20 protein-coding genes are annotated in these 24906 nt (G+C 60.1%); 13 read left to right on the top strand and 7 right to left on the bottom strand.

All coding sequences use genetic code 11. From position 1 onward, the window contains the following. Positions 1–28 precede the first annotated feature (28 nt). Both F8N80_RS04195 and F8N80_RS04185 read right to left on the bottom strand, forming a co-directional pair. A complete protein-coding gene (locus F8N80_RS04195) occupies positions 29–1570 on the bottom strand; it encodes an NCS1 family nucleobase:cation symporter-1 (protein ID WP_150747037.1) in 1542 nt (513 codons plus the stop codon). A 589-nt stretch (positions 1571–2159) separates the two neighbouring features. After that, positions 2160–2900 (bottom strand): phosphoadenylyl-sulfate reductase, encoded by a 741-nt coding sequence (locus tag F8N80_RS04185; protein ID WP_150747039.1) that lies wholly within the window; start codon positions 2898–2900, stop codon positions 2160–2162. A 173-nt stretch (positions 2901–3073) separates the two neighbouring features. Between F8N80_RS04185 and thrH the strand changes: the two genes are divergently transcribed. Continuing rightward, entirely contained in the window at positions 3074–3691 is a 618-nt protein-coding gene (gene thrH, locus F8N80_RS04180; protein WP_150783266.1) for a bifunctional phosphoserine phosphatase/homoserine phosphotransferase ThrH, read from the top strand. Between the two features lie 111 nt (positions 3692–3802). Here thrH and pabB read toward each other — a convergent pair whose 3' ends face one another. From pabB to rloA, 4 genes are all read right to left on the bottom strand, one after another. Continuing rightward, the gene (pabB, locus tag F8N80_RS04175) at positions 3803–5140 is read right to left on the bottom strand and encodes an aminodeoxychorismate synthase component I (protein WP_150783265.1); all 1338 of its coding nucleotides are present in this window, start codon (positions 5138–5140) and stop codon (positions 3803–3805) included. A 232-nt stretch (positions 5141–5372) separates the two neighbouring features. Next, positions 5373–6359, bottom strand: a complete 987-nt coding sequence (locus F8N80_RS04170; RefSeq protein ID WP_150783264.1) for an alpha-L-glutamate ligase-like protein — start codon at positions 6357–6359, stop codon at positions 5373–5375. After that, positions 6359–7894 carry an osmotic stress tolerance membrane protein RloB gene (rloB, locus tag F8N80_RS04165; protein ID WP_150747043.1) on the bottom strand — a complete coding sequence of 512 codons (1536 nt, stop codon included), beginning with the start codon at positions 7892–7894 and terminating at the stop codon, positions 6359–6361. The genes F8N80_RS04170 and rloB overlap by 1 nt, the downstream gene beginning before the upstream one ends. 5 nt (positions 7895–7899) lie before the next feature. Beyond that, positions 7900–8436, bottom strand: a complete 537-nt coding sequence (rloA, locus tag F8N80_RS04160; protein WP_150747044.1) for a retropepsin-like aspartic peptidase RloA — start codon at positions 8434–8436, stop codon at positions 7900–7902. A 298-nt stretch (positions 8437–8734) separates the two neighbouring features. On the opposite strand from rloA, the gene F8N80_RS04155 reads away from it, so the two are divergent. The 6 genes from F8N80_RS04155 to prpD all read left to right on the top strand — a co-directional run bounded on the left by F8N80_RS04155 (position 8735) and on the right by prpD (position 17338). Further along, positions 8735–9454 carry a GntR family transcriptional regulator gene (locus F8N80_RS04155; RefSeq protein ID WP_178084770.1) on the top strand — a complete coding sequence of 240 codons (720 nt, stop codon included), beginning with the start codon at positions 8735–8737 and terminating at the stop codon, positions 9452–9454. Continuing rightward, complete coding sequence (gene prpB, locus F8N80_RS04150) at positions 9451–10341, top strand: methylisocitrate lyase (protein ID WP_150747045.1); 891 nt, start codon at positions 9451–9453, stop codon at positions 10339–10341. The genes F8N80_RS04155 and prpB overlap by 4 nt, the downstream gene beginning before the upstream one ends. A 150-nt stretch (positions 10342–10491) precedes the next feature. Continuing rightward, on the top strand, positions 10492–11619 hold the full coding sequence (gene prpC / locus F8N80_RS04145; RefSeq protein WP_150747046.1) for a bifunctional 2-methylcitrate synthase/citrate synthase: 1128 nt from the start codon (positions 10492–10494) through the stop codon (positions 11617–11619). 205 nt (positions 11620–11824) lie between these two features. Then, on the top strand, positions 11825–14422 hold the full coding sequence (gene acnD / locus F8N80_RS04140) for a Fe/S-dependent 2-methylisocitrate dehydratase AcnD (protein WP_150747047.1): 2598 nt from the start codon (positions 11825–11827) through the stop codon (positions 14420–14422). Positions 14423–14488: 66 nt separating this feature from the next. Next, on the top strand, positions 14489–15691 hold the full coding sequence (gene prpF / locus F8N80_RS04135; protein ID WP_150783263.1) for a 2-methylaconitate cis-trans isomerase PrpF: 1203 nt from the start codon (positions 14489–14491) through the stop codon (positions 15689–15691). A gap of 162 nt (positions 15692–15853) precedes the next feature. Next, on the top strand, positions 15854–17338 hold the full coding sequence (gene prpD / locus F8N80_RS04130; protein ID WP_150783262.1) for a 2-methylcitrate dehydratase: 1485 nt from the start codon (positions 15854–15856) through the stop codon (positions 17336–17338). 107 nt (positions 17339–17445) lie between these two features. Here the strand turns inward: prpD and ppsR are convergent, their stop codons facing one another. Beyond that, on the bottom strand, positions 17446–18264 hold the full coding sequence (gene ppsR / locus F8N80_RS04125) for a posphoenolpyruvate synthetase regulatory kinase/phosphorylase PpsR (protein WP_150747050.1): 819 nt from the start codon (positions 18262–18264) through the stop codon (positions 17446–17448). 332 nt (positions 18265–18596) lie between these two features. Between ppsR and ppsA the strand changes: the two genes are divergently transcribed. The 6 genes from ppsA to F8N80_RS04095 all read left to right on the top strand — a co-directional run bounded on the left by ppsA (position 18597) and on the right by F8N80_RS04095 (position 24871). Further along, positions 18597–20972, top strand: coding sequence for a phosphoenolpyruvate synthase (gene ppsA / locus F8N80_RS04120; RefSeq protein ID WP_150783261.1), 2376 nt, complete (start codon positions 18597–18599; stop codon positions 20970–20972). A gap of 118 nt (positions 20973–21090) precedes the next feature. Then, positions 21091–22086, top strand: coding sequence for an alpha/beta fold hydrolase (locus tag F8N80_RS04115; RefSeq protein ID WP_150783260.1), 996 nt, complete (start codon positions 21091–21093; stop codon positions 22084–22086). A 132-nt stretch (positions 22087–22218) separates the two neighbouring features. Then, positions 22219–22710, top strand: coding sequence for a ribonuclease E activity regulator RraA (rraA, locus tag F8N80_RS04110; RefSeq protein ID WP_150745427.1), 492 nt, complete (start codon positions 22219–22221; stop codon positions 22708–22710). 26 nt (positions 22711–22736) lie between these two features. Continuing rightward, positions 22737–23732, top strand: a complete 996-nt coding sequence (locus F8N80_RS04105; protein WP_150745426.1) for a zinc transporter ZntB — start codon at positions 22737–22739, stop codon at positions 23730–23732. A 63-nt stretch (positions 23733–23795) separates the two neighbouring features. After that, on the top strand, positions 23796–24044 hold the full coding sequence (locus F8N80_RS04100; protein ID WP_150745425.1) for a CrfX protein: 249 nt from the start codon (positions 23796–23798) through the stop codon (positions 24042–24044). Between the two features lie 2 nt (positions 24045–24046). After that, positions 24047–24871: a mechanosensitive ion channel family protein gene (locus F8N80_RS04095; protein WP_150745424.1), complete on the top strand. Its 825-nt coding sequence runs from the start codon at positions 24047–24049 to the stop codon at positions 24869–24871. The last annotated feature ends 35 nt before the right edge of the window (positions 24872–24906 follow it).

The following is a 24906-nucleotide window of genomic DNA, read 5'->3' as shown; positions in this document are numbered from 1 at the left end:
GGCCCGACATCGTCGGGCCGTCACGGGTTTAATGACTGACGTTGTCGACCGCGATGGATTCGCCGCTGACGTCGGCGTAGTGCGGTTGCCGTTTGGTGATAATCAGATAGAGCATGGCGGCGATACCTGCGCCAATCAGCCAGGAGAAGGGCGATACGCTGTGGAAACCCGGCACCAGCGCCAGGATGATGGCGATCAGCGCTGCAGGAATGAATGCCGCCACGGCACGCAGATTGACTCCACGGCTGTAGTAATAAGCGCCGTTGGGATCTTCGCTGTACAGTTGCGGCACGTTGACCTGTGCTTTTCGTACAAGCCAGTAGTCGACCATGATCACCCCGTACAGCGGGCCGAGCAAGGCGCCGAGGCCGGACAGGAAATACACGATCACCAGTGGGCTGTTGTAGAGGTTCCAGGGCAGGATCAGCACGGCAATGGTCGCGCTGATCAGCCCGGCGCGACGGAACGTCAGGTATTTGGGCGCCAGGTTGCTGAGCACGAAAGCCGGGGCGACGAAGTTGGCCATGATGTTCACCGCGACGGTGACGATCAGGAAAGCCAGGCAGCCGAGCACCAGGAAAAAGGTGTTGGGAATCGAGGCGATGATTTCAGTCGGGCTTTCGATGATCCGGCCATTGATCTGGAATTGCGCACCGCAGAGCAGGACGGTGATGCTGGCAAACACCAGGATATTCACCGGCAAGCCCCAGAAATTGCCGACCTTGATCGTCTTGCGGCACGGCGAAGAACGGGCGAAGTCACAGAAATTCAGAATCAACGTGCCGTAGATCGACAGCCACAACGCACCGCCGGCAAAGATGTTGCGCCACATCTCGCCGCCAGTCAGCGGTTCACGGATCGACCAGGCGATGGTTGCATTGGCCTGGAAGTACATCCACCCGGCGAGGGAGGCGACGGTCAGCAAAATCACCGGTCCGGCAAACGCCTCGTAGCGCCGCACCATCTCCATGCCATAGGCGAGGATCGCCAGTTGCACTAGCCAGATCGCCACGAAACATATCCAGCCCAGGCTCGACAGGCCAAGGATCGAATTGTGGTCGTAGTCGGCGAACCCGGGATGCACCGCCGTCAACAGCACGCGTAGCACTACGGACGCCAGGTACGTCTGAATCCCGAACCAGGCAATGGCGATGACGGCGCGGATCAATGCAGGAATTTGCGCCCCGTGAATACCGAAACTGATCCGGCTGATGACCGGGAACGGCACGCCGGTCTTCTGGCCCATGTAGCCGGACAGGTTCATGAACCCGTACACCAGCGCCGCACCGATCCCCAGGGACAGCAGAATCTGCCAGCCACCCAGGCCCAAGGCATACAGGCCGATGGCGAAGGAGTAGTTGGCGATGTTGTGAACGTCGTTGGTCCACAGGGCAAAGATGCTGTAGCGCCCCCAGCGCCGACCTTCAGCCTTGGTCGGGGCCAGGTCTTTGTTATGCAGGCGTGGGCTGAGTACTACAGGTGCTTGGAACGTTTGATCGTAAGTGACGGGTTCGGGGTGAGAGGAGGGCAGATCCAGCGCGATATTGTTATTGGAGAGGCTAGTACGCATTCCGGCAGGCTCCTGAAGCTTGGCGCCGCGATGACTGTGCATGAGCGAAGGCTCGACAAATCTTCGTCGCGGGCAGTAAGCATCATTGGTTACGGGGCATCTGCAGCCTGTACGGGATAGGGCGCTTCAGGCTTGCGGATCTAAAGTGTGTGTATGTTTTGATGATTATTGTATACAAAACATGTATGCACTAAAGCCAGAACTATGCCAGTTACCGAGCTATAAACCATGGCGCTAATTTCGTTTTTTTATCTATATTAGCTAAGTGATTGAAATTAATGCGATATAAATTGACCGCTTGAGCAGGTATTTATTTTTCGGCGAGGTTTGGGAGAAAGATCGGCAGGGAAAGTCAGGAAAGGAGAATGTAACTTTTGGGGGCGCTGAAACGAAAAGTGCACACATAAATGGCACTTATGGTGACATTCGTGTGTACACATTTCTAAGGTCGTTCACAGAACCTGTGGGAGCGGCGGTGCGGCGATCCGACTTGCTCGCGAAGGCGTCGTGTCAGTCAACATCAATGCCTACTGACGCACCGCTTTCGCGAGCAAGCCCGCTCCCACAGGGGATTTCACAAGGCTCGGAATTACGCCTTTGACTTGCTGATGATATTCCCCGCATGCAACCCGCATTCTTTCTGCGTCGCTTCTTCCCACCACCAGCGACCTTCACGTTCGTGCTGGTTCGGCAGCACCGGACGGGTGCACGGTTCGCAGCCAATGCTGATAAAGCCGCGTTCATGCAGGCTGTTGTACGGCAGTTCGAGCATGCGGATGTAACCCCAGATCTCTTCACTGGTCATCTGTGCCAGCGGGTTGAACTTGTACAGGGGGCGTTCCGGCGTCGAAAACGCGCTGTCGATTTCCAGCACGGCTACGGCGCTGCGGGTGCCAGGGCTCTGGTCGCGACGCTGGCCGGTGGCCCAGGCCGTCACGCCGGACAACTTGCGGCGCAGCGGTTCGATCTTGCGGATACCGCAGCATTCGCCATGGCCGTCCTTGTAGAAACTGAACAGGCCTTTTTCCTTCACGAAGGGTTCAAGTTTCGTATAGTCCGGTGACACCAGTTCGATGTCGATCTTGTAGTGCTCGCGCACCTGATCGATGAAACGATAGGTCTCGGGGTGCAGGCGGCCGGTGTCGAGGCTGAATACCTTGACGTTTTTGTTCAGCTTCCAGGCCATGTCCACCAGCACCACATCTTCGGCACCGCTGAAAGATATCCACAGGTCATCGCCGAACTCGGCGAACGCGAGCTTCAGGATGTCCTGGGCGGATTTGTTGGCATAGGTCGTGGCGAGTTCCACGACATCGAACGATGGGCTCATCAGGGCGGCTTCCTACAGGTCGGTGGCGCTGGGCGCTCTATATGGGGCTAATGGTAACAAAATCCTGCAGCGACTGGCGCGCCCTCTGCGTTGCACGGGCCGGCCCGAGTCGCTAGAGTTCGGCAGTCCTTTTGCTTGCTCGACTCAATAATCAATACAAATGGGAGTGTCTTGTGGAAATTGCCTGTCTGGATCTTGAAGGTGTACTGGTCCCGGAAATCTGGATCGCCTTTGCCGAAAAAACCGGGATCGAATCCCTCAAGGCCACCACCCGGGACATCCCCGACTACGACGTGCTGATGAAACAGCGCCTGCGGATTCTCGACGAGCACGGCCTGAAGCTTTCCGACATCCAGGAAGTGATCGCCACGCTCAAGCCGCTGGACGGTGCCGTCGAGTTCGTCGACTGGCTGCGTGAGCGGTTTCAGGTGGTGATTCTGTCGGACACTTTCTACGAATTCTCCCAGCCACTGATGCGTCAGTTGGGCTTCCCGACCTTGCTTTGCCACCGCCTGATAACGGATGACTCCGGTCGGGTGACGAGCTATCAGTTGCGTCAGCGAGATCCCAAGCGCCAGTCGGTATTGGCGTTCAAGAGCCTCTATTATCGGGTGATTGCGGCAGGGGATTCCTACAACGACACCACGATGCTGGGCGAGGCGGATGCGGGGATTCTGTTTCACGCGCCGGACAATGTGATTCGCGAGTTTCCACAGTTTCCGGCGGTGCACAGCTTTGAAGAGCTGAAGCAGGAGTTCATCAAGGCTTCGAATCGGGCGTTGAGTTTGTAGTCGTCAGGGAGGGCCCCATCGCGGGCAAGCCACGCTCCCACAGGTTTTGTGTCGAACCACAATTATGCGGTCAACACATAACCTGCAGGAGCCGGCTTGCCGGCGAAGCTCTTAAAGGTTTTGCAGGGTATCGAGCAACACCTTCACCTTGGTAATCGATTCCTGATACTCGGCCTGCCACTCGGAATCGGCGACGATCCCGCCACCGCCCCAGCAACAGACCTGCCCATCCTTGACCAGCAAGCTGCGAATGGCGATGGAGCTGTCCATCTCGCCGCGTACGTCCAGGTACAGTAACGAACCGCAATACAAGCCGCGTCGGGTTGGCTCCAGTTCATCGATGATCTGCATCGCCCGAATCTTCGGCGCGCCGGTAATCGATCCACCCGGGAAGCTGCCGGCGATCAGGTCCAGGGCGTCCCGCTGATCCGCCAGTTCGCCGGTCACGCTGCTCACCAGGTGATGCACGTTCGGGTAGCTTTCCAGGCTGAACAACTCCGGCACCCGCACCGAGCCGATGCGGCAAGTGCGACCGAGGTCGTTGCGCAGCAAGTCGACGATCATCAGGTTTTCTGCGCGATCTTTCGGGCTGGCCAGCAGCTCGGCGGCGTTCGCCGCATCTTCGGCAGGGGTCATTCCGCGCGGGCGGGTGCCCTTGATCGGGCGGGTTTCCACATGGCGCTCGCTGACTTTGACGAAACGCTCCGGCGACAGGCTCAGCACCGCGCCGCCATCGGGCAGGCTCTGGAAGCCGGAAAACGGCGTCGGGCATGCCGCGCGCAACGCGCAATAGGCGGCCCACGGGTCGCCCTGGCATTGCGCGCGGAAACGCTGGGCGAAGTTGACCTGATAGCAGTCGCCGGCCTGTATATAGTGCTGAATGCGCGCTAGCGCGTGGCGATACTCGTCAGCGCTCAAGTCGGCACTCATCGGTGCTTTCAGTTTGAAAGGCTCGAACGGATCGATCCCGGGCTGACTGAACAAGGCGATCAGACGTTGCTGTTCGCTGTCGATCAGCGTCGGGTGAAAGACCAGCTGACTGGTCTTGAGTTGGTGATCGCTGATCAGGGCCCAGGCATAGAGCCCGAAACGCGCATCAGGCAACTGCAGGTCGTCCTGCGCCAGGCTCGGCAGGTGCTCCAGGTGACGGCCGAAGTCATAGCTCAGGTAACCGATCAAGCCGCCTGCGAAAGGCAAGTCAAACGGCAGCGCGGCTTCACCCAGCCGTGTCAGGTTATCGCGCAGGCGTTGCAGGAAATCGCTACCGCTTTCGTCAGGCAATACGGCCAGGTGTTCCAGCGGCCAGGCGCTGAGCAAGTCATAGCGACCGCGATCCGCAGTCGGCCGACCACTGTCGAGCAGTACGGCACCGGGAGCATGACGAATCACCGCGAAGTAGTCGGCGGGATTGGCGCGATAGGGGAGCGGGTGTACGGAACAGGTCAACATGGGCGGGGCGGATCAGCCATCGAGGCGGGGGTGGCGATTGTAGTCTGCTCGGGGAATTGCTCCTAGAGGGGATTGGCAGATTGGCGGCAGGGTTAAGCGCTGTAGTGACCGGGAGTCCGCCTTCGCGGGCAAGCCTCGCTCCTACAGATTTAGCATCGTTCACATTCCCGATGTACGACACAAATCCTGTAGGAGCGAGGCTTGCCCGCGAAGGGCGCGCCGCGGTCCTGGATCAGCCCTCAACCGCCGGAATATGCCCGAACATCTCCTGAACAAACTCCACCCGTTCCTCGACCGTTTCGCTGATCCCGCGAGCCTTCAATGCTTCAATCCGCGCCTCGACCGCATGGGTACGCAACGTCAGGCCGCAATCATTGGCAATCTGAATGTTCAACCCTGGCCGGGCGTTGAGCTCGAGAATCAGCGGGCCTTTCTCCTGGTCCAGCACCATGTCGACCCCGATGTAACCCAGCCCGCACAGTTCATAACAGCCGGCGGCGAGTTTCATGAAACCGTCCCAATAGGGCAGTTGCACGCCGTCCACCGCGTTGGTGGTGTCCGGGTGTTTGGTGATGATGTTATTCAGCCAGGTGCCGCGCAGGGTCAGGCCGGTGGCGAGATCCACACCGACGCCGATGGCGCCCTGGTGCAGGTTGGCCTTGCCGCCGGACTGACGGGTCGGCAAGCGCAACATGGCCATGACCGGGTAGCCCATCAGCACGATGATGCGGATGTCCGGCACGCCTTCGTAGCTGATGCTCTTGAAGATCTGGTCCGGGGTCACGCGGTATTCGATCAGCGCCCGGTCGCGATGACCGCCAAGCGAATAGAGGCCGGTAAGGATGCTGGAAATCTGGTGCTCGATTTCCTCATGGCTGATGATTTTGCCGGACACCGTGCGATAACGCCCCTCGAAGCGGTCGGCGATCACCAGGATGCCGTCACCGCCAGCGCCCTGGGCCGGTTTCACCACGAAATCGTTGCGCCCGCCGATGATCTCGTCGAGGTTGTCGATTTCCTTCTCGGTGGAGATCACGCCATACAGTTCCGGCACATGAATGCCGGCGGCGATGGCGCGCTCCTTGGTGATGATCTTGTCATCGACGATCGGGTACAGGCTGCGCTTGTTGTACTTGAGCACATAGTCCGCGTTGCGCCGATTGATCCCCATGATGCCCCGGGCTTCCAGGGCCTTCCAGGTCTTCCAGAGGCCGAACATCAGGCGTCAGCCTTCTTCAGGAAGGCCTTGAAACGCACCAGTTCGGTCAGGCGGTAGCCGCGATAACGACCCATCGCCAGCATGAAGCCCACCAGGATCAACAGGATCGCCGGGAAGGTGAACACGAAGTACACCAGCTCCGGGACACTCATGATCAGGTGCGCCAGGGCCGCGGCGAACAGCGTGCCGATCGCCACCTTCATGGCATGGCCGCCGCCGCGTTCTTCCCAGGTGATCGACAGGCGTTCGATGGTCATGGTCAGGATCACCATCGGGAACAGCGCGACCGACAGCCCGCGTTCCAGGCCGAGTTTATGGCTGAGCAGGCTGATCGTCGCGATCAGCACCACCACAAAGGTCAGCACCACCGACAGCCTCGGCAACATTTGCAGCTTCAGGTGTTCAAGGTACGAGCGCAGCGACAGCCCCAGCGCCGTAATGATGGTGAACAGCACGATCCCGAAGCCGAGCTGGGTTTCGCGGAAGGCCAGGGCGATCAGCACTGGGGTAAAGGTACCCAGGGTCTGGATGCCGATCAGGTTGCGCAGGATCAGGATCACCAGTACGCCGATCGGGATCATCACCATGATCATGAAGGTCTGCTGGGTTTGCAGCGGCAGACCGTACAACGAGTATTCGAGGAAGTTGGCGTCGGTGTTTTCGTCGGTCAGCTTGGCCAGGCGAATGGCGTTCATTTCGCTGTTGTTCATGCTGAAGGTGACAGTGGCTTTCTTGCCGCCGTCGACGGTGATCAGGTTTTCGTCACCGGTCCACCACAGCAGGCGGTCGGTGGGCAGGCCTTGTTCACCGGTTTCCGGGTTGAAATACAGCCAGTCGGTGCCGTTGAAGCTGCGCAGCCAGAGTTCCGGTAGTTGCGGCTGATCGGCTACCAGGCGAATGGTGTGGACCTTTTCCACCGGCACGTGGGCGATGGACAGTACCAGCTCGACGATTTTGGCTTTGTTCGCGGTAGACGGATCGCCGCCCAGCAGCAGTTTCACGTTGTCATCGTTGACGTTATTGACGCGCTTGATGGCTTCGCCGATGAAGGTCTCGACGTCCGCCGAATGCTGGCGGATCGGGGCGAGCAGGGCTTCGGCGGCGATTTTTTCCGGGCCTTCCACGGCAATGCTGTCACGGAAGGTCGGGCCTTTGATCTTCAACTTTTCGCCGCTGTAACGCTTGGTCAGCACCAGACGGTAATAAAGGGTCTGGTTGCCCTTGGCCCTGCGCGCCGACCAGGTGACCTTGCGGTTGCCGTCGACCCGGTTCACGGCCACGCCGTAGTTATTGGAGATGAAGCTCTCGTTGAGGCTGACGTAATCGCGGCTCAGCGGCGGCACGAACATCTGGATCTTGACCGGGTCCTTGGCACTGGCGACGAACTCGACCTTGGCGTCGATGTTCCACAAGTCGTCGGTGGCGTCTTCGGTCACGGGAATGCCGAGCACAAAGATCTGATAGGCCGTAACTGAAATGCCCAGGACCACCAGGATGGCGATCAGCAGTTTCAGATGGAGGGTAAGAGAGCGCATTGGAATTACTCTGCGGTATGTGCGTCGGTGGCGCAGGCGGGTTTGCCAGCAGCGTATTTAAGACTGGGGTCGACCAGCGCATCGAAGCGTTTCAGGGCTTCGGAGCCAATCAGGAGCGGGTATTGGAAGGCGCTTCGGTCGGTCAAGTTCACTTCGATGCTGCGTAAAGCCGAACCCATGCAGATATCAAGCTCGATCACCGGACGGGCGGTGTACTTCTTGCCCGCTTCCGGATCGTAGTCACCGGCCCTGCGCTTGATCTTGCTGACCCGGGCCAGCGGCCGTTCGATCGGGTGCGAATGGGCGGCGTCGATGGCCAGGTAGAAGCGCACCCAGGACTCGCCATTGCGTTTGAAGCGTTTGATGTCCCGGGCACTCAGCGAGGCGGTTTTCGCTCCGGTGTCGAGTTTGGCGGCGACTTCCAGGTCGATGCCGTTCAGCGAGGCGTACTCGTTGAGGCCGTACACGGTTTTTTCCCCCGCCGCGGCAAAACCGGGCAGGCAAAGCATAAAGAGGAATGCGGGGAAGGGCTTGAGTCTCATAAATCCTGGTGCGCGGCGGTCCATACTTCAATTCAAGGCCCTGGCATCGCTGCGCAAGCTCCCTCGTATGCCTATCAACGATGACAAGCCGTGCAGATGTCACAAACAAATGCGGCCGGCATTCTAGCACGGTGGTTTTATGGCGCCAGCGCTGGCGGCTGGCTGTCAACCGAGTGACTGCGTGGATGGAATACAGACGGTTATTAGACGATTGTCGACAATTACCAATTATCCTTTGACTATACCGCCTGTATTCGTTAGTTTTTGCGGCATTGGTTATCAAGGTGTCGACAATATGCTGGATCAACTCGATCCGCCGGTCATTGCACAGGACGATTCGGAAACCCTTTCCGAGAATGTCTTCCGACGCATTCAGGCGGCCATCGTCAAGGGCGAAATCGCTCCGGGCAGCAAGATCTCCGAGCCGGAACTGGCGCGCACCTACGGCATCAGCCGCGGCCCGTTGCGTGAGGCGATCCACCGCCTGGAAGGCCAGCGCCTGTTGGTGCGCATACCGCACGTCGGCGCGCGGGTGGTGTCGCTCAACCACGCCGAGCTGCTGGAACTCTATGAGATCCGCGAGTCCCTCGAAGGCATGGCCTGCCGTCTGGCGGCCGAACGCATGACCCTCGAAGAAATCGACGAACTGCGCCGGGTCCTCGAAACCCACGAGCGCGATGCGGCGTTTCAGGCCGGAGTCGGCTACTACCAGCAGGAAGGCGATTTCGACTTCCACTACCGAATTATCCAGGGCAGCGGCAACCGCACCCTGACCCAGATGCTCTGCGGCGAGCTTTATCAACTGGTGCGCATGTACCGCATCCAGTTTTCCACCACGCCCAATCGGCCGCGCCAGGCCTTTGCCGAGCACCACCGGATTCTCGATGCCATCGCCGACCGTGACGGTGAGTTGGCCGAGTTGTTGATGCGCCGCCACATCGGCGCCTCCAAACGCAATATCGCCCGTCACTACCAGGACGGCGTTAACCCGACAGCCACTGAACGAGGTGAGTCATGAGTTCCAACAAGAGCACTCCAGGCCAGCGTTTCCGCGATGCGGTCGCCAACGAGCATCCGCTGCAAGTGGTCGGCGCGATCAACGCCAATCACGCGCTGCTGGCCAAGCGCGCCGGTTTCAAGGCTATCTATCTGTCCGGTGGCGGGGTGGCTGCCGGCTCCCTCGGCGTGCCGGACCTGGGCATTACCGGCCTCGATGATGTGCTGACCGATGTGCGTCGCATCACCGACGTCTGCGACCTGCCGCTGCTGGTGGACGTGGACACCGGTTTCGGTTCCTCGGCGTTCAACGTCGCGCGCACCGTCAAGTCGATGATCAAGTTCGGCGCGGCGGCGATTCACATCGAAGACCAGGTCGGCGCCAAGCGCTGCGGTCACCGTCCTAATAAAGAGATCGTGTCCCTGCAGGAAATGGTCGATCGCATCAAGGCCGCGGTCGATGCGCGCACCGATGACAGCTTCGTGATCATGGCCCGTACCGACGCCCTGGCGGTGGAAGGGCTGGACTCTGCGCTGGAGCGCGCTGAAGCGTGCATCGAAGCCGGTGCCGACATGATCTTCCCGGAAGCCATCACTGAACTGGAAATGTACAAACTGTTCGCCAGCCGCGTGAAAGCGCCGATCCTGGCCAACATCACCGAATTCGGCGCGACGCCGCTGTACACCACCGAGCAGCTCGCCGGTGCCGACGTGTCGCTGGTGCTGTACCCGCTGTCGGCGTTCCGTGCGATGAACAAGGCGGCGGAAAACGTCTACACCGCGATCCGCCGCGACGGCACGCAGCAGAACGTCATCGACACCATGCAGACGCGCATGGAGCTTTACGATCGCATCGACTACCACACCTTCGAGCAGAAGCTCGATGCGTTGTTCGCCGCGAAGAAGTAATGAAACCCCTGTAGGAGCGAAGCTTGCTCGCGAAAGCGGTGTATCAGACGACATCAATGTTGAATGGTAGTCCGTCTTCGTCGGATCGCCGCCCGGAGCAAGCTTCGCTCCTACAAGTTTCCCTAACAAATTCAAAAACTGGAGACAGCAATGGCCGAAGCAAAAGTACTCAGTGGCGCCGGGCTCCGTGGCCAGGTTGCCGGACAAACCGCACTGTCCACCGTGGGCCAGTCGGGCGCAGGCCTGACCTATCGCGGCTACGACGTTCGCGAACTGGCGGCTGACGCCCAATTCGAAGAAGTGGCCTACCTGCTGCTTTACGGCGAACTGCCGACCCAAGCGCAACTCGCCGCCTACATCAACAAGCTGGGCAAGCTGCGCGACCTGCCGCAAGCGCTGAAAGAAGTGCTGGAGCGCATTCCCGCCGACGCCCACCCGATGGACGTGATGCGCACCGGTTGTTCGTTCCTGGGCAACATCGAGCCGGAGAACGACTTCTCCGAGCAGCACGACAAGACCGACCGCCTGCTGGCCGCGTTCCCGGCGATCATGTGCTACTGGTATCGCTTCAGCCACGACGGCAAGCGCATCGACTGCGTGAGCGACGAACAAACCATCGGCGGCCACTTCCTGCACCTGCTGCACGACAAGAAGCCGAGCGAACTGCACGTCAAGGTGATGAACGTATCGCTGATCCTCTATGCGGAGCACGAATTCAACGCCTCGACCTTCGCCGCGCGGGTTTGCGCCTCGACGCTGTCTGATCTGTTTTCCTGCGTCACGGCGGCCATCGGCACCTTGCGCGGTCCGCTGCACGGCGGCGCCAACGAAGCGGCGATGGAAATGATCGAACGTTTCAGTTCGCCGGAGGAAGCGATCAAGGGCACCCTCGGCATGCTCGAGCGCAAGGACAAGATCATGGGCTTCGGTCACGCGATCTATAAGGACAACGATCCGCGCAACGAGGTGATCAAGGCCTGGTCGAAAAAGCTCGCTGACGAAGTGGGCGACACGGTGCTGTTCCCGGTCTCCGAAGCCATCGACAAGACCATGTGGGAGCAGAAGAAACTGTTCCCGAACGCCGACTTCTACCATGCGTCGACGTATCACTTCATGGGCATTCCGACCAAGTTGTTCACCCCGATTTTCGTCTGCTCGCGCCTGACCGGCTGGGCGGCGCATGTGTTCGAGCAACGTGCCAACAACCGCATCATCCGCCCGAGCGCCGAGTACACCGGCGTCGAACAGCGCAAGTTCGTGCCAATCGAACAACGCTGAATGGTGTGGGCCGGCACCTGTTGCTGAATGAACCGGGAACCCCCTGTAGGAGCGAAGCTTGCTCGCGAAGACGGACTGACATTCAACATCAATGTCGACCGACAGACCGTTTTCGCGAGCAAGCTTCGCTCCTACAGGACCGTGTTCGCTTCGGGAGCCGTACCAGGCCCGACCCTTTGAAACTACCGTGACCGAGTCCCTGACGATGAACACAGAATTCCGCAAACCGCTGCCCGGCAGCCATCTGGATTACTTCGACGTCCGCGCGGCTGTCGAAGCCATCCAGCCCGGCGCCTACGACACCCTGCCGTACACCTCCCGCGTGCTGGCGGAAAACCTGGTGCGCCGCTGCGACCCGGCCACGCTCACCGAATCCCTGAAGCAATTCATCGAGCGCAAACGCGACCTCGACTTCCCGTGGTTCCCGGCCCGTGTGGTGTGCCACGACATCCTCGGCCAGACTGCCCTGGTCGACCTCGCCGGCCTGCGTGACGCCATCGCCCTGCAAGGCGGTGACCCGGCGCAAGTGAACCCGGTGGTGCCGACGCAATTGATCGTCGACCATTCCCTGGCCGTGGAGCGCGGAGGCTTCGATCCGGAAGCGTTCGAGAAGAACCGCGCCATCGAAGACCGTCGCAACGAAGACCGTTTTCACTTCATCAACTGGACCAAAAAAGCGTTCAAGAACGTTGATGTGATTCCGCCGGGCAACGGCATCATGCACCAGATCAACCTGGAGAAAATGTCTCCGGTGATCCAGGTGCGTGACGGCGTGGCATTCCCTGATACCTGCGTCGGCACCGACAGCCACACCCCGCATGTCGATGCACTGGGCGTGATTGCCATCGGTGTCGGTGGCCTGGAAGCGGAAAGCGTGATGCTCGGCCGCGCGTCGTGGATGCGTCTGCCGGAAAGCGTCGGCGTCGAACTGACCGGCAAGCTGCAACCGGGTATCACCGCCACCGACATGGTGCTGGCGCTGACCGAGTTCCTGCGTCAGCAAAAAGTCGTCGGCGCGTGGCTGGAGTTCTTTGGCGAAGGCGCATCCGCGCTGACCCTTGGCGACCGCGCGACCATTTCCAACATGGCCCCGGAATACGGTGCCACTGCGGCGATGTTCTACATCGACCAGCAGACTATCGACTACCTCAAGCTCACCGGCCGTGAAGACGAGCAGGTACAGCTGGTCGAGAACTACGCCAAGGTGACAGGCCTGTGGGCCGACAGCCTGAAGGGCGCGCAATACGAGCGCGGGTTGACCTTCAACCTGTCCTCGGTGGTGCGCAACATGGCGGGCCCGAGCAATCCTCACGCCCGTGTCGCGACCTCGGATCTCGCCGCTCAAGGCATCAGCGGTCAGTGGGACGATGTTCCCGGCCAGATGCCGGACGGCGCGGTGATCATCGCGGCCATCACCAGCTGCACCAACACCAGCAACCCGCGCAACGTCATCGCTGCCGGCCTGCTGGCGCGCAATGCCAACAAGCTCGGGTTGACCCGCAAGCCGTGGGTCAAATCGTCCCTGGCACCGGGTTCGAAAACCGTGGCGTTGTACCTCGATGAAGCGGGCTTGACCGATGAACTGGAACAACTGGGTTTCGGCGTCGTGGCCTTCGCCTGCACCACCTGCAACGGCATGTCCGGCGCGCTGGATCCGGTGATCCAGCAAGAAATCATCGACCGCGACCTGTACGCCACTGCTGTGTTGTCCGGTAACCGCAACTTCGACGGGCGGATTCACCCGTACGCCAAGAATGCGTTCCTCGCCTCGCCGCCGCTGGTAGTGGCTTATGCCATCGCCGGGACCATCCGTTTCGACATCGAAAAAGATGTGCTGGGCCTGGATGCCGAGGGCAAGGAAATCCGCCTGAAAGACATCTGGCCGAGCGACGAAGAAATCGACGCGGTGGTCAAGGCCTCGGTCAAGCCCGAGCAGTTCCGTCAGGTCTACATCCCGATGTTCGCCATCCACGAAGACACCGGTCCGAAAGTGACGCCGCTGTACGACTGGCGCGAAATGAGCACCTACATCCGCCGTCCGCCGTACTGGGAAGGCGCACTGGCCGGCGCGCGTCCGCTCAAGGGCATGCGTCCGCTGGCCGTGCTGCCGGACAACATCACCACCGATCACCTGTCACCTTCCAACGCGATCATGCTCGACAGCGCCGCCGGCGAATACCTGGCGAAAATGGGCCTGCCGGAAGAAGATTTCAACTCGTACGCGACCCACCGTGGCGACCACTTGACCGCACAGCGCGCGACCTTCGCCAACCCGAAACTGTTCAACGAAATGGTCCGGGAAAACGGCAAGGTCAAGCAGGGTTCTTTGGCCCGCGTCGAGCCGGAAGGCAAAGTGATGCGCATGTGGGAAGCCATCGAAACCTACATGGAACGCAAGCAGCCGCTGATCATCATCGCCGGCGCCGACTACGGCCAGGGTTCGTCCCGGGACTGGGCGGCGAAGGGCGTGCGGCTGGCGGGTGTGGAAGCGATTGCGGCCGAAGGTTTCGAGCGCATCCACCGCACCAACCTGGTGGGCATGGGCGTGTTGCCGCTGGAGTTCAAACCGGGCACCGACCGCCACACCCTGGCCATCGACGGCAGTGAAACCTACGACGTGATCGGCGAGCGCACACCGCGCGCCGAGCTGACGCTGGTGATCAACCGCAAGAACGGCGAACGCGTCGAAGTGCCGGTGACCTGCCGCCTGGACACCGCCGAAGAAGTGTCGATCTACGAGGCCGGCGGCGTACTGCAGCGTTTCGCCCAGGACTTCCTCGAAGAATCGGCGGTCGCCGTTTAACACGCGCCAAGCGGGCACGGGACTTCAGGTCCCGTGTTTGTTTTCAGATCAGGAGTAAGCAGCACCATGGCTCACGCAGCTACTTTTCCAAAGCAAATAAGGATACCCGCCACCTACATGCGTGGCGGCACCAGCAAAGGCGTGTTCTTCAGTCTCAAAGACTTGCCTGAAGCCGCACAGATTCCCGGTCCTGCTCGCGACGCGCTGTTACTGCGCGTGATCGGCAGCCCCGACCCTTACGACAAGCAAATCGACGGCATGGGCGGCGCAACGTCCAGCACCAGCAAAACCGTGATCCTGTCGAAAAGCCTCAAGGCCGATCACGACGTCGATTACCTGTTCGGCCAGGTCTCGATCGACAAGCCTTTTGTCGACTGGAGCGGCAACTGCGGCAACCTGACGGCAGCGGTCGGTTCGTTTGCCATCAGCAACGGTCTGGTGGACGCCAGCCGCATCCCGCACGACGGTGTGGCCGTGGTTCGGGTGTGGCAGGCCAACATCGGCAAGACCATCATCGCCCACGTGCCGATCACCAATGGCCAGGTGCAGGAAACCGGCGACTTCGAACTCGACGGCGTGACCTTCCCGGCCGCCGAAGTACAGGTCGAATTCATGGACCCGGCGGCGGAAGAAGAGGGCGGCGGTGGTTCGATGTTCCCCACCGGCAATCTGGTGGATGATCTGGAAGTGCCCGGGGTCGGGACCTTCAAGGCGACCATGATCAATGCCGGCATCCCGACGATTTTCGTCAATGCCGCCGACATCGGCTACACCGGCACCGAACTGCAAGGCGCGATCAACGGCGATCCGAAGGCCTTGCTGATGTTTGAAACCATTCGGGCTTACGGCGCACTGCGCATGGGCTTGATCAAGGATCTGGACGAAGCGGCCAAGCGCCAGCACACGCCGAAAGTGGCCTTCGTTGCCAAACCGGCGGACTACGTAGCGTCCAGCGGCAAGGCAATCGCGGCGGGTGATGTCGACCTGCTGGTGCGTGCGTTGTCCATGGGCAAGCTGCACCACGCCATGATGGGCACGGCGGCCGTGGCTATCGGCACGGCCGCCGCGATATCCGGCACCCTGGTGAACCTCGCCGCGGGCGGTATCGAACGCAACGCCGTGCGCTTCGGCCATCCGTCCGGCACCTTGCGTGTGGGCGCCGAGGCCAGTCTGGTAAACGGTGAATGGACCGTGAACAAGGCCATCATGAGCCGCAGCGCACGGGTACTGATGGAAGGCTACGTCCGCGTGCCGGGCGATTCTTTCTAACTGACACCTATCCCCGGTAGGAGCCAGGCTTGCCGGCGAAGGCGTCCTCAAGATCGCCTTCGCCGGCAAGCCTGGCTCCTACAGAACCGCATTTCAATAATAAGAATGAGATTGCCCTGAACCGAGGTCCCATCAACGAACCACTTCAAGAGTGAATCGAACATGAGCGCCAACGTCGACCTGAACAACCGCCCCGGCTACGACAGGGTCCTGCAGGACATTGCCGATTACGTCCTGACCTTCAAAATCGAGTCCAAAGAAGCGTTGGACACGGCCCGCAACTGCCTGATGGACACCCTCGGCTGCGGCCTCCTGGCCCTGCGCTTCCCCGAATGCACAAAACACCTGGGCCCCATCGTCGAAGGCACCATCGTGCCTTTCGGCGCGCGCGTCCCCGGCACCAGTTACCGCCTCGATCCAGTCAAGGCCGCCTGGGACATCGGTTGCATCGTCCGCTGGCTCGACTATAACGACACCTGGCTCGCCGCCGAATGGGGCCATCCGTCCGACAATCTCGGCGCTATTCTGGCGGTGGCCGACCACCTGTCGCAAAAGCGCCTGGCCAATGGCGAGGCGCCGCTGACCGTTCGCACGGTGCTCGAAGCCATGATCATGGCCCACGAGATTCAGGGCGTCATCGCGCTGGAAAATTCCTTCAATCGCGTAGGCCTCGATCACGTCATTCTGGTGAAGGTCGCCTCGACCGCGGTCACTGCCAAGCTCATGGGCGCCAATCGCGAGCAACTGCTGTCCGCGCTGTCCCACGCTTTTGCCGACGGTCAGGCACTGCGTACCTATCGCCACGCGCCGAATGCCGGGTCGCGCAAATCCTGGGCGGCGGGCGACGCGTCCAGCCGTGGCGTGCGTCTGGCGGACATCGCAATGCGCGGTGAAATGGGCATCCCCGGGGTGCTGACCGCCAGGCAGTGGGGCTTCTACGACGTACTGTTCAGCCACACCAACAACGATCTGGCGCTCAAACCCGAAGACAAGCGTGCCTTCAGTTTCTCCCGGTCGTTCGGCAGCTACGTCATGGAAAACGTGCTGTTCAAAATCAGCTTCCCCGCCGAATTCCATGCCCAAACCGCCTGCGAAGCGGCGGTGACCCTGCATCCGCAGGTCAGAAATCGCCTGCACGACATCGACAGGATCGTCATCACCACCCACGAGTCGGCCATCCGCATCATTTCCAAGGTAGGCCCGTTGGCCAATGCCGCCGACCGTGATCACTGCATCCAGTACATGACGGCCGTACCGCTGGCGTTCGGCAATCTTGTGGCCGAGCAATACGAAGACGACTTCCATGCCGCCCATCCGATCATCGACGTGCTGCGCGAGAAAATGGTCATCGTCGAAGATCCGCGCTACACCCGCGAATACCTGGAAGCCGACAAGCGCTCCATCGCCAACGCGGTGCAGGTGTTTTTCAAGGACGGCTCGAGCACCGAAAACGTGGTGGTTGAGTACCCGATCGGCCATCGTCGGCGCCGTTCCGACGGGATTGCGTTGCTGGAGGACAAGTTCAAGGCGAACCTGGCGACGAGGTTCACTGCCCAGCGCAGTGCCGAGATTTTTGCGTTGTGCAAGGATCAGGCGGCGCTGGAAGCAACGCCGGTGAATCGGTTTGTGGATTTGTTTGTGATCTGACGCTAATCCCTGTAGGAGCCAGGCTTGCCGGCGAAGGCGTATTTGAGTGCGCCTTCGCCGGCAAGCCTGGCTCCTACAGCGAAGGCGGTCTGGCAGGCGCTGCAGAATTACTTGAACCGCCGCTCGACACCTTTCTCCACAAGGATCTTCGCGGAAATTTCCTCAACCGAGAAGTGCGTGGAATTGATGTGCGCGATGTTCTCCCGACGAAACAGGTTCTCCACCTCGCGCACTTCGAACTCGCACTGGGCGTAGCTCGAATAGCGGCTGTTGGGCTTGCGCTCGTGGCGGATCGCGGTGAGGCGGTCCGGGTCGATGGTCAGGCCGAACAGCTTGTGCTGGTGGGTGCGCAGGGCGGTCGGCAATTGCAGGCGCTCCATGTCGTCTTCGGTCAGCGGGTAATTGGCCGCGCGGATGCCGAATTGCATGGCCATGTACAGGCAGGTCGGGGTTTTGCCGCAACGCGATACGCCCACCAGGATCAGGTCGGCCTTGTCGTAATAGTGCGTGCGTGCGCCATCGTCATTGTCGAGGGCGAAGTTCACCGCCTCGATCCGCTCCATGTAATTGGAATTGCTGCCAATGGAGTGGGACTTGCCGACGGTGTAGGAAGAATGCTCGGTCAATTCCTGTTCAAGAGGCGCCAGAAAGGTCGAGAAAATGTCGATCATGAAACCATTGGACGTTGCGAGGATCTCACGAATGTCCTGATTGACGATGGTGTCGAAGATGATCGGCCGGAAGCCGTCGTTTTCGGCGGCTTTGTTGATTTGTTGTACCATGGCCCGCGCTTTATCCGCGTTGTCGATGTACGGTCGCGTGAACTTGCTGAAGGTAATGTTTTCGAACTGCGCCAGGAGGCTTTGGCCGAGGGTTTCGGCTGTGATGCCGGTACCGTCGGAAATAAAGAAGGCAGATCGTTTCATTTGCACCTTGGGCCTTGAGTGAGTGTCCGGTATCACAAATGCGGTCCTTTTTGACGGCGCCTGCTGTCGCCATACTGCGTTGCCGCTCCTCGCCATAGCCAGCTATGACTCGTCGCGGCGCCTTGTCTGGCAACAACAGTCACTCGCCAAAAAAGAACGCATTTGCAACACAGGACACTTGTGACGAATCTTGGATATGATAGGCGCGATTTGCCGGCCGCCAATGGCCCGCATTCTCACTTATTTTCCAGGTCCAGGCCATACTGCTGGCAAACGCTCCCTGGAGCAGCCGGCGTCTGAGCTTATCCAACACCGTTAGTGGAGAGATCACCTTGGTAGAGTACGTAGTTTCCCTCGATAAGCTCGGCGTCCATGATGTAGAGCATGTGGGGGGCAAGAACGCATCCCTGGGCGAGATGATCAGTAACCTGGCCGGTGCCGGTGTATCGGTGCCCGGTGGCTTTGCCACGACAGCTCAGGCTTATCGTGATTTTCTGGAGCTGAGCGGCCTGAACGAGCAGATCCATGCCGCGCTCGACGCCCTGGACGTCGACGATGTGAACGCTCTGGCCAAGACCGGCGCGCAGATCCGTCAATGGATCATGGAAGCCGAGTTCCCCGAGAAGCTCAACGCCGAAATCCGCACCGCGTTCGCCACGTTGTCGGCCGGCAACCCTGACATGGCCGTGGCCGTGCGCTCGTCGGCTACCGCCGAAGACCTGCCGGACGCTTCCTTCGCCGGTCAGCAGGAGACCTTCCTGAACATCCGTGGCGTCGAAAACGTCATTCGCGCCGCCAAAGAGGTGTTCGCCTCTTTGTTCAACGACCGCGCCATTTCCTACCGCGTCCACCAGGGCTTCGACCACAAGCTGGTGGCCCTGTCGGCCGGCGTGCAGCGCATGGTCCGTTCCGAAACCGGCACCGCCGGCGTGATGTTCACCCTCGATACCGAATCGGGCTTCCGTGACGTGGTGTTCATCACCGGCGCCTACGGCCTGGGTGAAACCGTCGTGCAGGGCGCGGTGAACCCGGATGAGTTCTATGTCCACAAGGGCACGCTGGCGGCTGGTCGTCCGGCCATCCTGCGTCGCAACCTGGGCAGCAAGGCCATCAAGATGATCTACGGCGAAGTCGCCACGGCCGGCAAGTCGGTCAAGACCATCGACGTCGACAAGGCCGATCGCGCCCGTTTCTGCCTGAGCGACGCCGAAGTCAGCGAACTGGCCAAGCAAGCGATGATCATCGAAAAGCACTACAAGTGCCCGATGGACATCGAGTGGGCCAAAGACGGCGACGACGGCAAGCTCTATATCGTTCAGGCCCGTCCTGAAACCGTGAAGAGCCGTACCTCGGCGAATGTCATGGAACGGTACCTGTTGAAAGAAACCGGCACCGTGCTGGTGGAAGGTCGCGCCATCGGCCAGCGCATCGGCGCCGGCAAGGTCCGCATCATCAAGGACGTGTCGGAGATGGACAAGGTCCAGCCAGGCGACGTGCTGGTCTCCGACATGACCGACCCGGACTGGGAACCGGTCATGAAGCGCGCCAGCGCCATCGTCACCAACCGCGGCGGCCGTACCTGCCACGCGGCGATCATCGCCCGTGAGCTGGGCATCCCGGCGGTGGTCGGTTGCGGCAACGCCACCCAGCTGTTGAAAGACGGCCAGGGCGTGACCGTTTCCTGCGCTGAAGGCGACACCGGCTACATCTTCGAAGGCGAACTGGGCTTCGACATCAAGAAGAACTCCGTGGATGCCATGCCGGATCTGCCGTTCAAGATCATGATGAACGTCGGCAACCCGGACCGCGCCTTCGACTTCGCGCAACTGCCGAACGCCGGCGTGGGCCTGGCCCGCCTGGAGTTCATCATCAACCGCATGATCGGTGTGCACCCCAAGGCGCTGTTGAACTACGACGGCCTGCCGCAGGACATCAAGGACAGCGTCGACAAGCGCATCGCCGGTTACGACGACCCGGTCGGCTTCTACGTCGAGAAGCTGGTCGAAGGCATCAGCACCCTGGCGGCAGCGTTCTACCCGAAAAAGGTCATCGTGCGTCTGTCGGACTTCAAGTCCAACGAATACGCCAACCTGATCGGCGGCAAGCTCTACGAGCCGGAAGAAGAAAACCCGATGCTGGGCTTCCGCGGTGCCTCGCGTTACATCAGCGAAGCGTTCCGCGACTGCTTCGAACTCGAGTGCCGTGCCCTCAAGCGCGTGCGCAACGAGATGGGCCTGACCAACGTTGAAATCATGGTGCCGTTCGTGCGTACCTTGGGCGAAGCGAGCCAGGTGGTCGATCTGCTGGCGGAAAACGGCCTGGCCCGTGGCGAAAACGGCCTGCGCGTGATCATGATGTGCGAACTGCCGTCCAACGCCATCCTGGCGGAAGAATTCCTCGAGTTCTTCGACGGTTTCTCCATCGGCTCCAACGACCTGACCCAGTTGACCCTGGGCCTGGACCGTGACTCCGGGATCATCGCGCACCTGTTCGACGAGCGTAATCCGGCGGTCAAGAAGCTGTTGGCCAATGCTATTCAGGCCTGTAACAAGGCTGGCAAGTACATCGGCATCTGCGGCCAGGGTCCTTCGGACCACCCTGATCTGGCGAAATGGCTGATGGAGCAGGGCATCGAAAGCGTATCGTTGAACCCCGATTCCGTGTTGGAAACCTGGTTCTTCCTGGCTGAAGGTCAAGCCTCGGCTTGATGATGTTGTAGGAGCAAGCTCGCTCCTACAGTATGAAGCCCCGGTCTTTCGGCCGGGGCTTTAAGATTCAAGCAGGGCGGGCTCCTCTGGAAGCCGCCCTTTTTTGTGCAAGAGCATTATGCAAAGCAGCAGCAACCTATTTCCTGTCGCCTTGCTCAGCGCCGAACGACGCGGTGATCTGAGCGAAGACGTCTATCGTTTGAAACCCGGCAACAGCCCCGACGGCACCGTCGAATTGGCTGTGACACGACTCGGCATGGCCGACGAGCCCGCCGTGCGTGGCGTGCCGGTGATCCTGTTGCACGGCAGCTTTTCCAATCGACGGTTCTGGTTTTCCCCCAAAGGCCTGGGGCTGGGCGCTTATCTGGCGCGCCAGGGGTTCGATGTGTGGATTGCGGAAATGCGCGGTCATGGCTTGTCCCAGCGCAACCAGAACTATCGCAACAACCGCGTTGCCGATTACGCTCGATACGATCTGCCCGCCATTGGCGCCTTCGTGCGTGAGCAAAGTGGCCAGGCCCCGCACTGGATCGGTCACTCCCTCGGCGGCATTACACTGGCCGCGGCATTGGGCGGTGAGTACATCGGCGAACCGGTCGTGGCTTCTGCGGCATTCTTCGGTACACAGGTCAGCCGAACCTACTGGCCGTTGAAATTTCCGCCGGTGGAGTGGAGCGGGCGCTTTATTCTCAAGCGTTTTGCCCAGCTGTCCGGGTCGCGGCTCAAGCGCGGTCCGGAAGACGAGCCGATCGGTCTGGCGCTGGAAAGCATGCGCTGGTATGGCCTGTTCGGGCGTTTTGGCGATGCCGATAAAGATTGGTGGGCCGGACTGGCCGACGTCCAGTTGCCAGTGCTGGCCGTGAGTGCCACGGGTGACCATCAGGATCCGGCCTGGGCCTGTCGTAAACTGTTCGATCAGGTGGGTTCTGAGCACAAACAATTCGTTACCCTGGGTCGCGAACAGGGCTTTGGCGATAATTTTGGTCACGTAGAAATGCTCGTCAGCAAAGCGGCCCAGACCGAAGTCTGGCCATTGGTGGCACGCTGGCTGGCGGATCAGCGAACACCTTTACTGGGCGAAAAACCGGATTTTGCCACTGCGATCCGAGCCTGATGCTCTAACAAGGGCATTTCGCTCTCATCGGCTTGCGGCTAAGATATGACGCGTTGAGCTGTTCTGGTCATTTTCGACTGCTGTGCCCTCAGTGATGTTCGTGCTTGCCTTCCTCTTTACAGGAGTTTCTCGATGAAACATTACCTCACGCCTGACCTGTGCGACGCCTATCCGGAGCTGGTGCAGGTGCTGGAACCGATGTTCAGCAATTTCGGCGGCCATGATTCCTTCGGCGGCGAAATCGTGACCATCAAATGCTTCGAAGACAACTCGCTGGTCAAGGAGCAGGTCGAGCTCAAGGGTGAGGGCAAGGTATTGGTAGTCGACGGCGGCGGTTCGCTGCGCTGCGCACTGCTGGGCGACCTGCTGGCCGAGAAAGCCGCGAAAAACGGCTGGGAAGGGCTGGTGATCTACGGTTGCATCCGCGACGTCGACGTCATCGCGCAAACCGAGCTGGGGGTTCAGGCCCTGGCCAGTCACCCGATGAAAACCGACAAACGCGGTATCGGCGATCTCAACGTGGCCGTGACCTTTGCTGGCGTGACGTTCCATCCAGGCCATTACATTTATGCGGACAACAACGGCGTGATCATCTCGCCGAGCCCGCTGGAAATGCCTGAATAAGCTGGCGTACCCACAAAGGAGTGAGGATGTTCGAGGAAGAAAACGCGCAGTGGGGGCTGGTACATGCCCTGGTGCTGGACGGTAAAGGCGGTGCGCGTTCGATAGCCCGGACTGAACTCGATGACTTGCAGCTGCAGGCCCATGAAAGCCTGTGGTTGCACTGGGATCGCAGTCACCCGCAAACCCAGACCTGGCTGCGTAAATCCAGCGGCCTGAGCGAATTCAGCTGTGACCTGCTGCTGGAAGAGAACACCCGGCCGCGTCTTTTGCCATTGCCGGACTCCGAGCTGCTGCTGTTTTTGCGCGGGGTCAACCTCAACCCCGGGGCCGAGCCGGAAGACATGGTGTCGGTGCGGATCTTCGCCTCGGCCCAACGGGTCATTTCCCTGCGCTTGCGTCCATTGCGCGCCACCGACGAGCTGCTGGTGCAGCTCGCCGCAGGCAAAGGGCCGAAAACCGCCTCCGAACTCATCCTTTATATGGCTCAGTACCTCACCCACAAAGTGCAGGACCTGGTCGCTTGCCTCTCGGAAGTGGTCGATGAGGAAGAAGAAAAGCTGGATGCCGACGAACGGTATACCCCCGAGCATGGAGCCGTTTTGCAGATCCGGCGCAGGGCGGCTGCGCTGAAGCGCTTTCTCGCTCCGCAACGGGATATTTTCGGTCAGCTGACGCGGATAAAATTGCCCTGGTTCGTCGAGGACGATGGCGATTACTGGAACGAATTGAACAACAGCCTGACCCGCTATCTCGAAGAGCTGGAACTGACCCGGGAGCGGGTGGGGCTGGTCCTGGAGGCCGAAGATAGACGTTTGAGCGTGCGCATGAACCGCACGATGTACCGCTTCGGGATCATCACCGGGATCTTTTTGCCGATGAGTTTTCTGACCGGTCTTCTGGGGATCAATGTCGGCGGAATCCCGTTCTCCGAAAGCCCCTATGGCTTCCTCGTCGCCTGTCTGTTGATGCTCTCGGTGGCAATGGGGCAGTGGTGGTTATTCCGACGTTTGCGCTGGGTCTGAAGGCGCGCCATGTGACCCGGGCAAATTTGATCGCGTCTTTCACAGACATCACGAGAGGTGCGTATGCACGATCCGTTCGAACAGTCTTTGCGTGACATGCTCAGGGCATCACCGTCCACCCGGGACGACGATGCGTGCCTTGGCCGTGTACTGAAAACCGCCAACCGCCAGGTCGGCGCCGGTGATCTGTTTGGCCTGCTGGGCCGTTGGCTGCCCGCGCTGATGATCGCCCTGAATAACGGATCGGCCCATGTCTCGCCGGTTTCCCGTCACCGTAAACCTACCGCTCGCACTGCAGATAAGGCTGATTGAATATGGAACTTGATCTCTGGACTCAGAGCCTCGTCACTGCAATGACTGCGTTATGGACCAAGGTTGCAAATTTTATCCCGAACCTGTTCGGCGCACTGGTTGTTTTGCTGTTGGGTTTCGTCGTTGCGAAACTTTTGGACACTTTGTTGTCCAAGTTGCTCGCCAAGCTGGGACTCGATCGTCTGATGGGCGGCACCGGTCTGACCAAATTGCTGTCCCGGGCCGGTCTTCAAGTGCCGATCTCGACCCTGATCGGGAAGATCGTCTACTGGTTCGTTCTGCTGATTTTTTTGGTTTCGGCCGCAGAATCTCTTGGACTTGAGCGAGTTTCAGCTACGCTGGATATGCTTGCGTTGTATTTGCCGAAAGTATTCGGCGCCGCGCTGGTGCTGTTGGTGGGTGTGTTGCTGGCGCAATTGGCCAATGGGCTGGTGCGCGGAGCGGCAGAGGGTGTAGGGCTGGATTACGCCGCAGGGCTTGGGCGAATTGCCCAGGGCCTGGTGATTATCATCAGTATTTCGGTCGCAATCAGTCAGTTGGAGGTCAAGACTGACCTGCTCAACCATGTGATTGTGATCGTATTGATTACCGTTGGTCTGGCGGTTGCGCTGGCCATGGGATTGGGAAGCCGGGAAATTGCCGGTCAGATTCTTGCGGGAATCTATGTGCGTGAGTTGTATCAGGTTGGGCAACAAGTGCGTGTTGGCGAGGTCGAAGGCCAGATCGAAGAGATCGGCACGGTTAAAACCACATTGCTGACCGATGAGGGTGAGCTGGTCTCTTTCTCCAATCGGATCCTCCTGGAGCAGCATGTGAGTAGCCGCTAACCCGGCAAACCCTGCTAATGTATGCCGCCGCAAAT

The sequence above is a fragment of the Pseudomonas fluorescens genome (genome assembly GCF_902497995.1).
GTDB classification, from domain to species: domain Bacteria; phylum Pseudomonadota; class Gammaproteobacteria; order Pseudomonadales; family Pseudomonadaceae; genus Aquipseudomonas; species Aquipseudomonas fluorescens_BK.
Note: the sequence above shows the minus strand (reverse complement) of the source record. Positions and strands in the feature narration are given on the sequence as shown.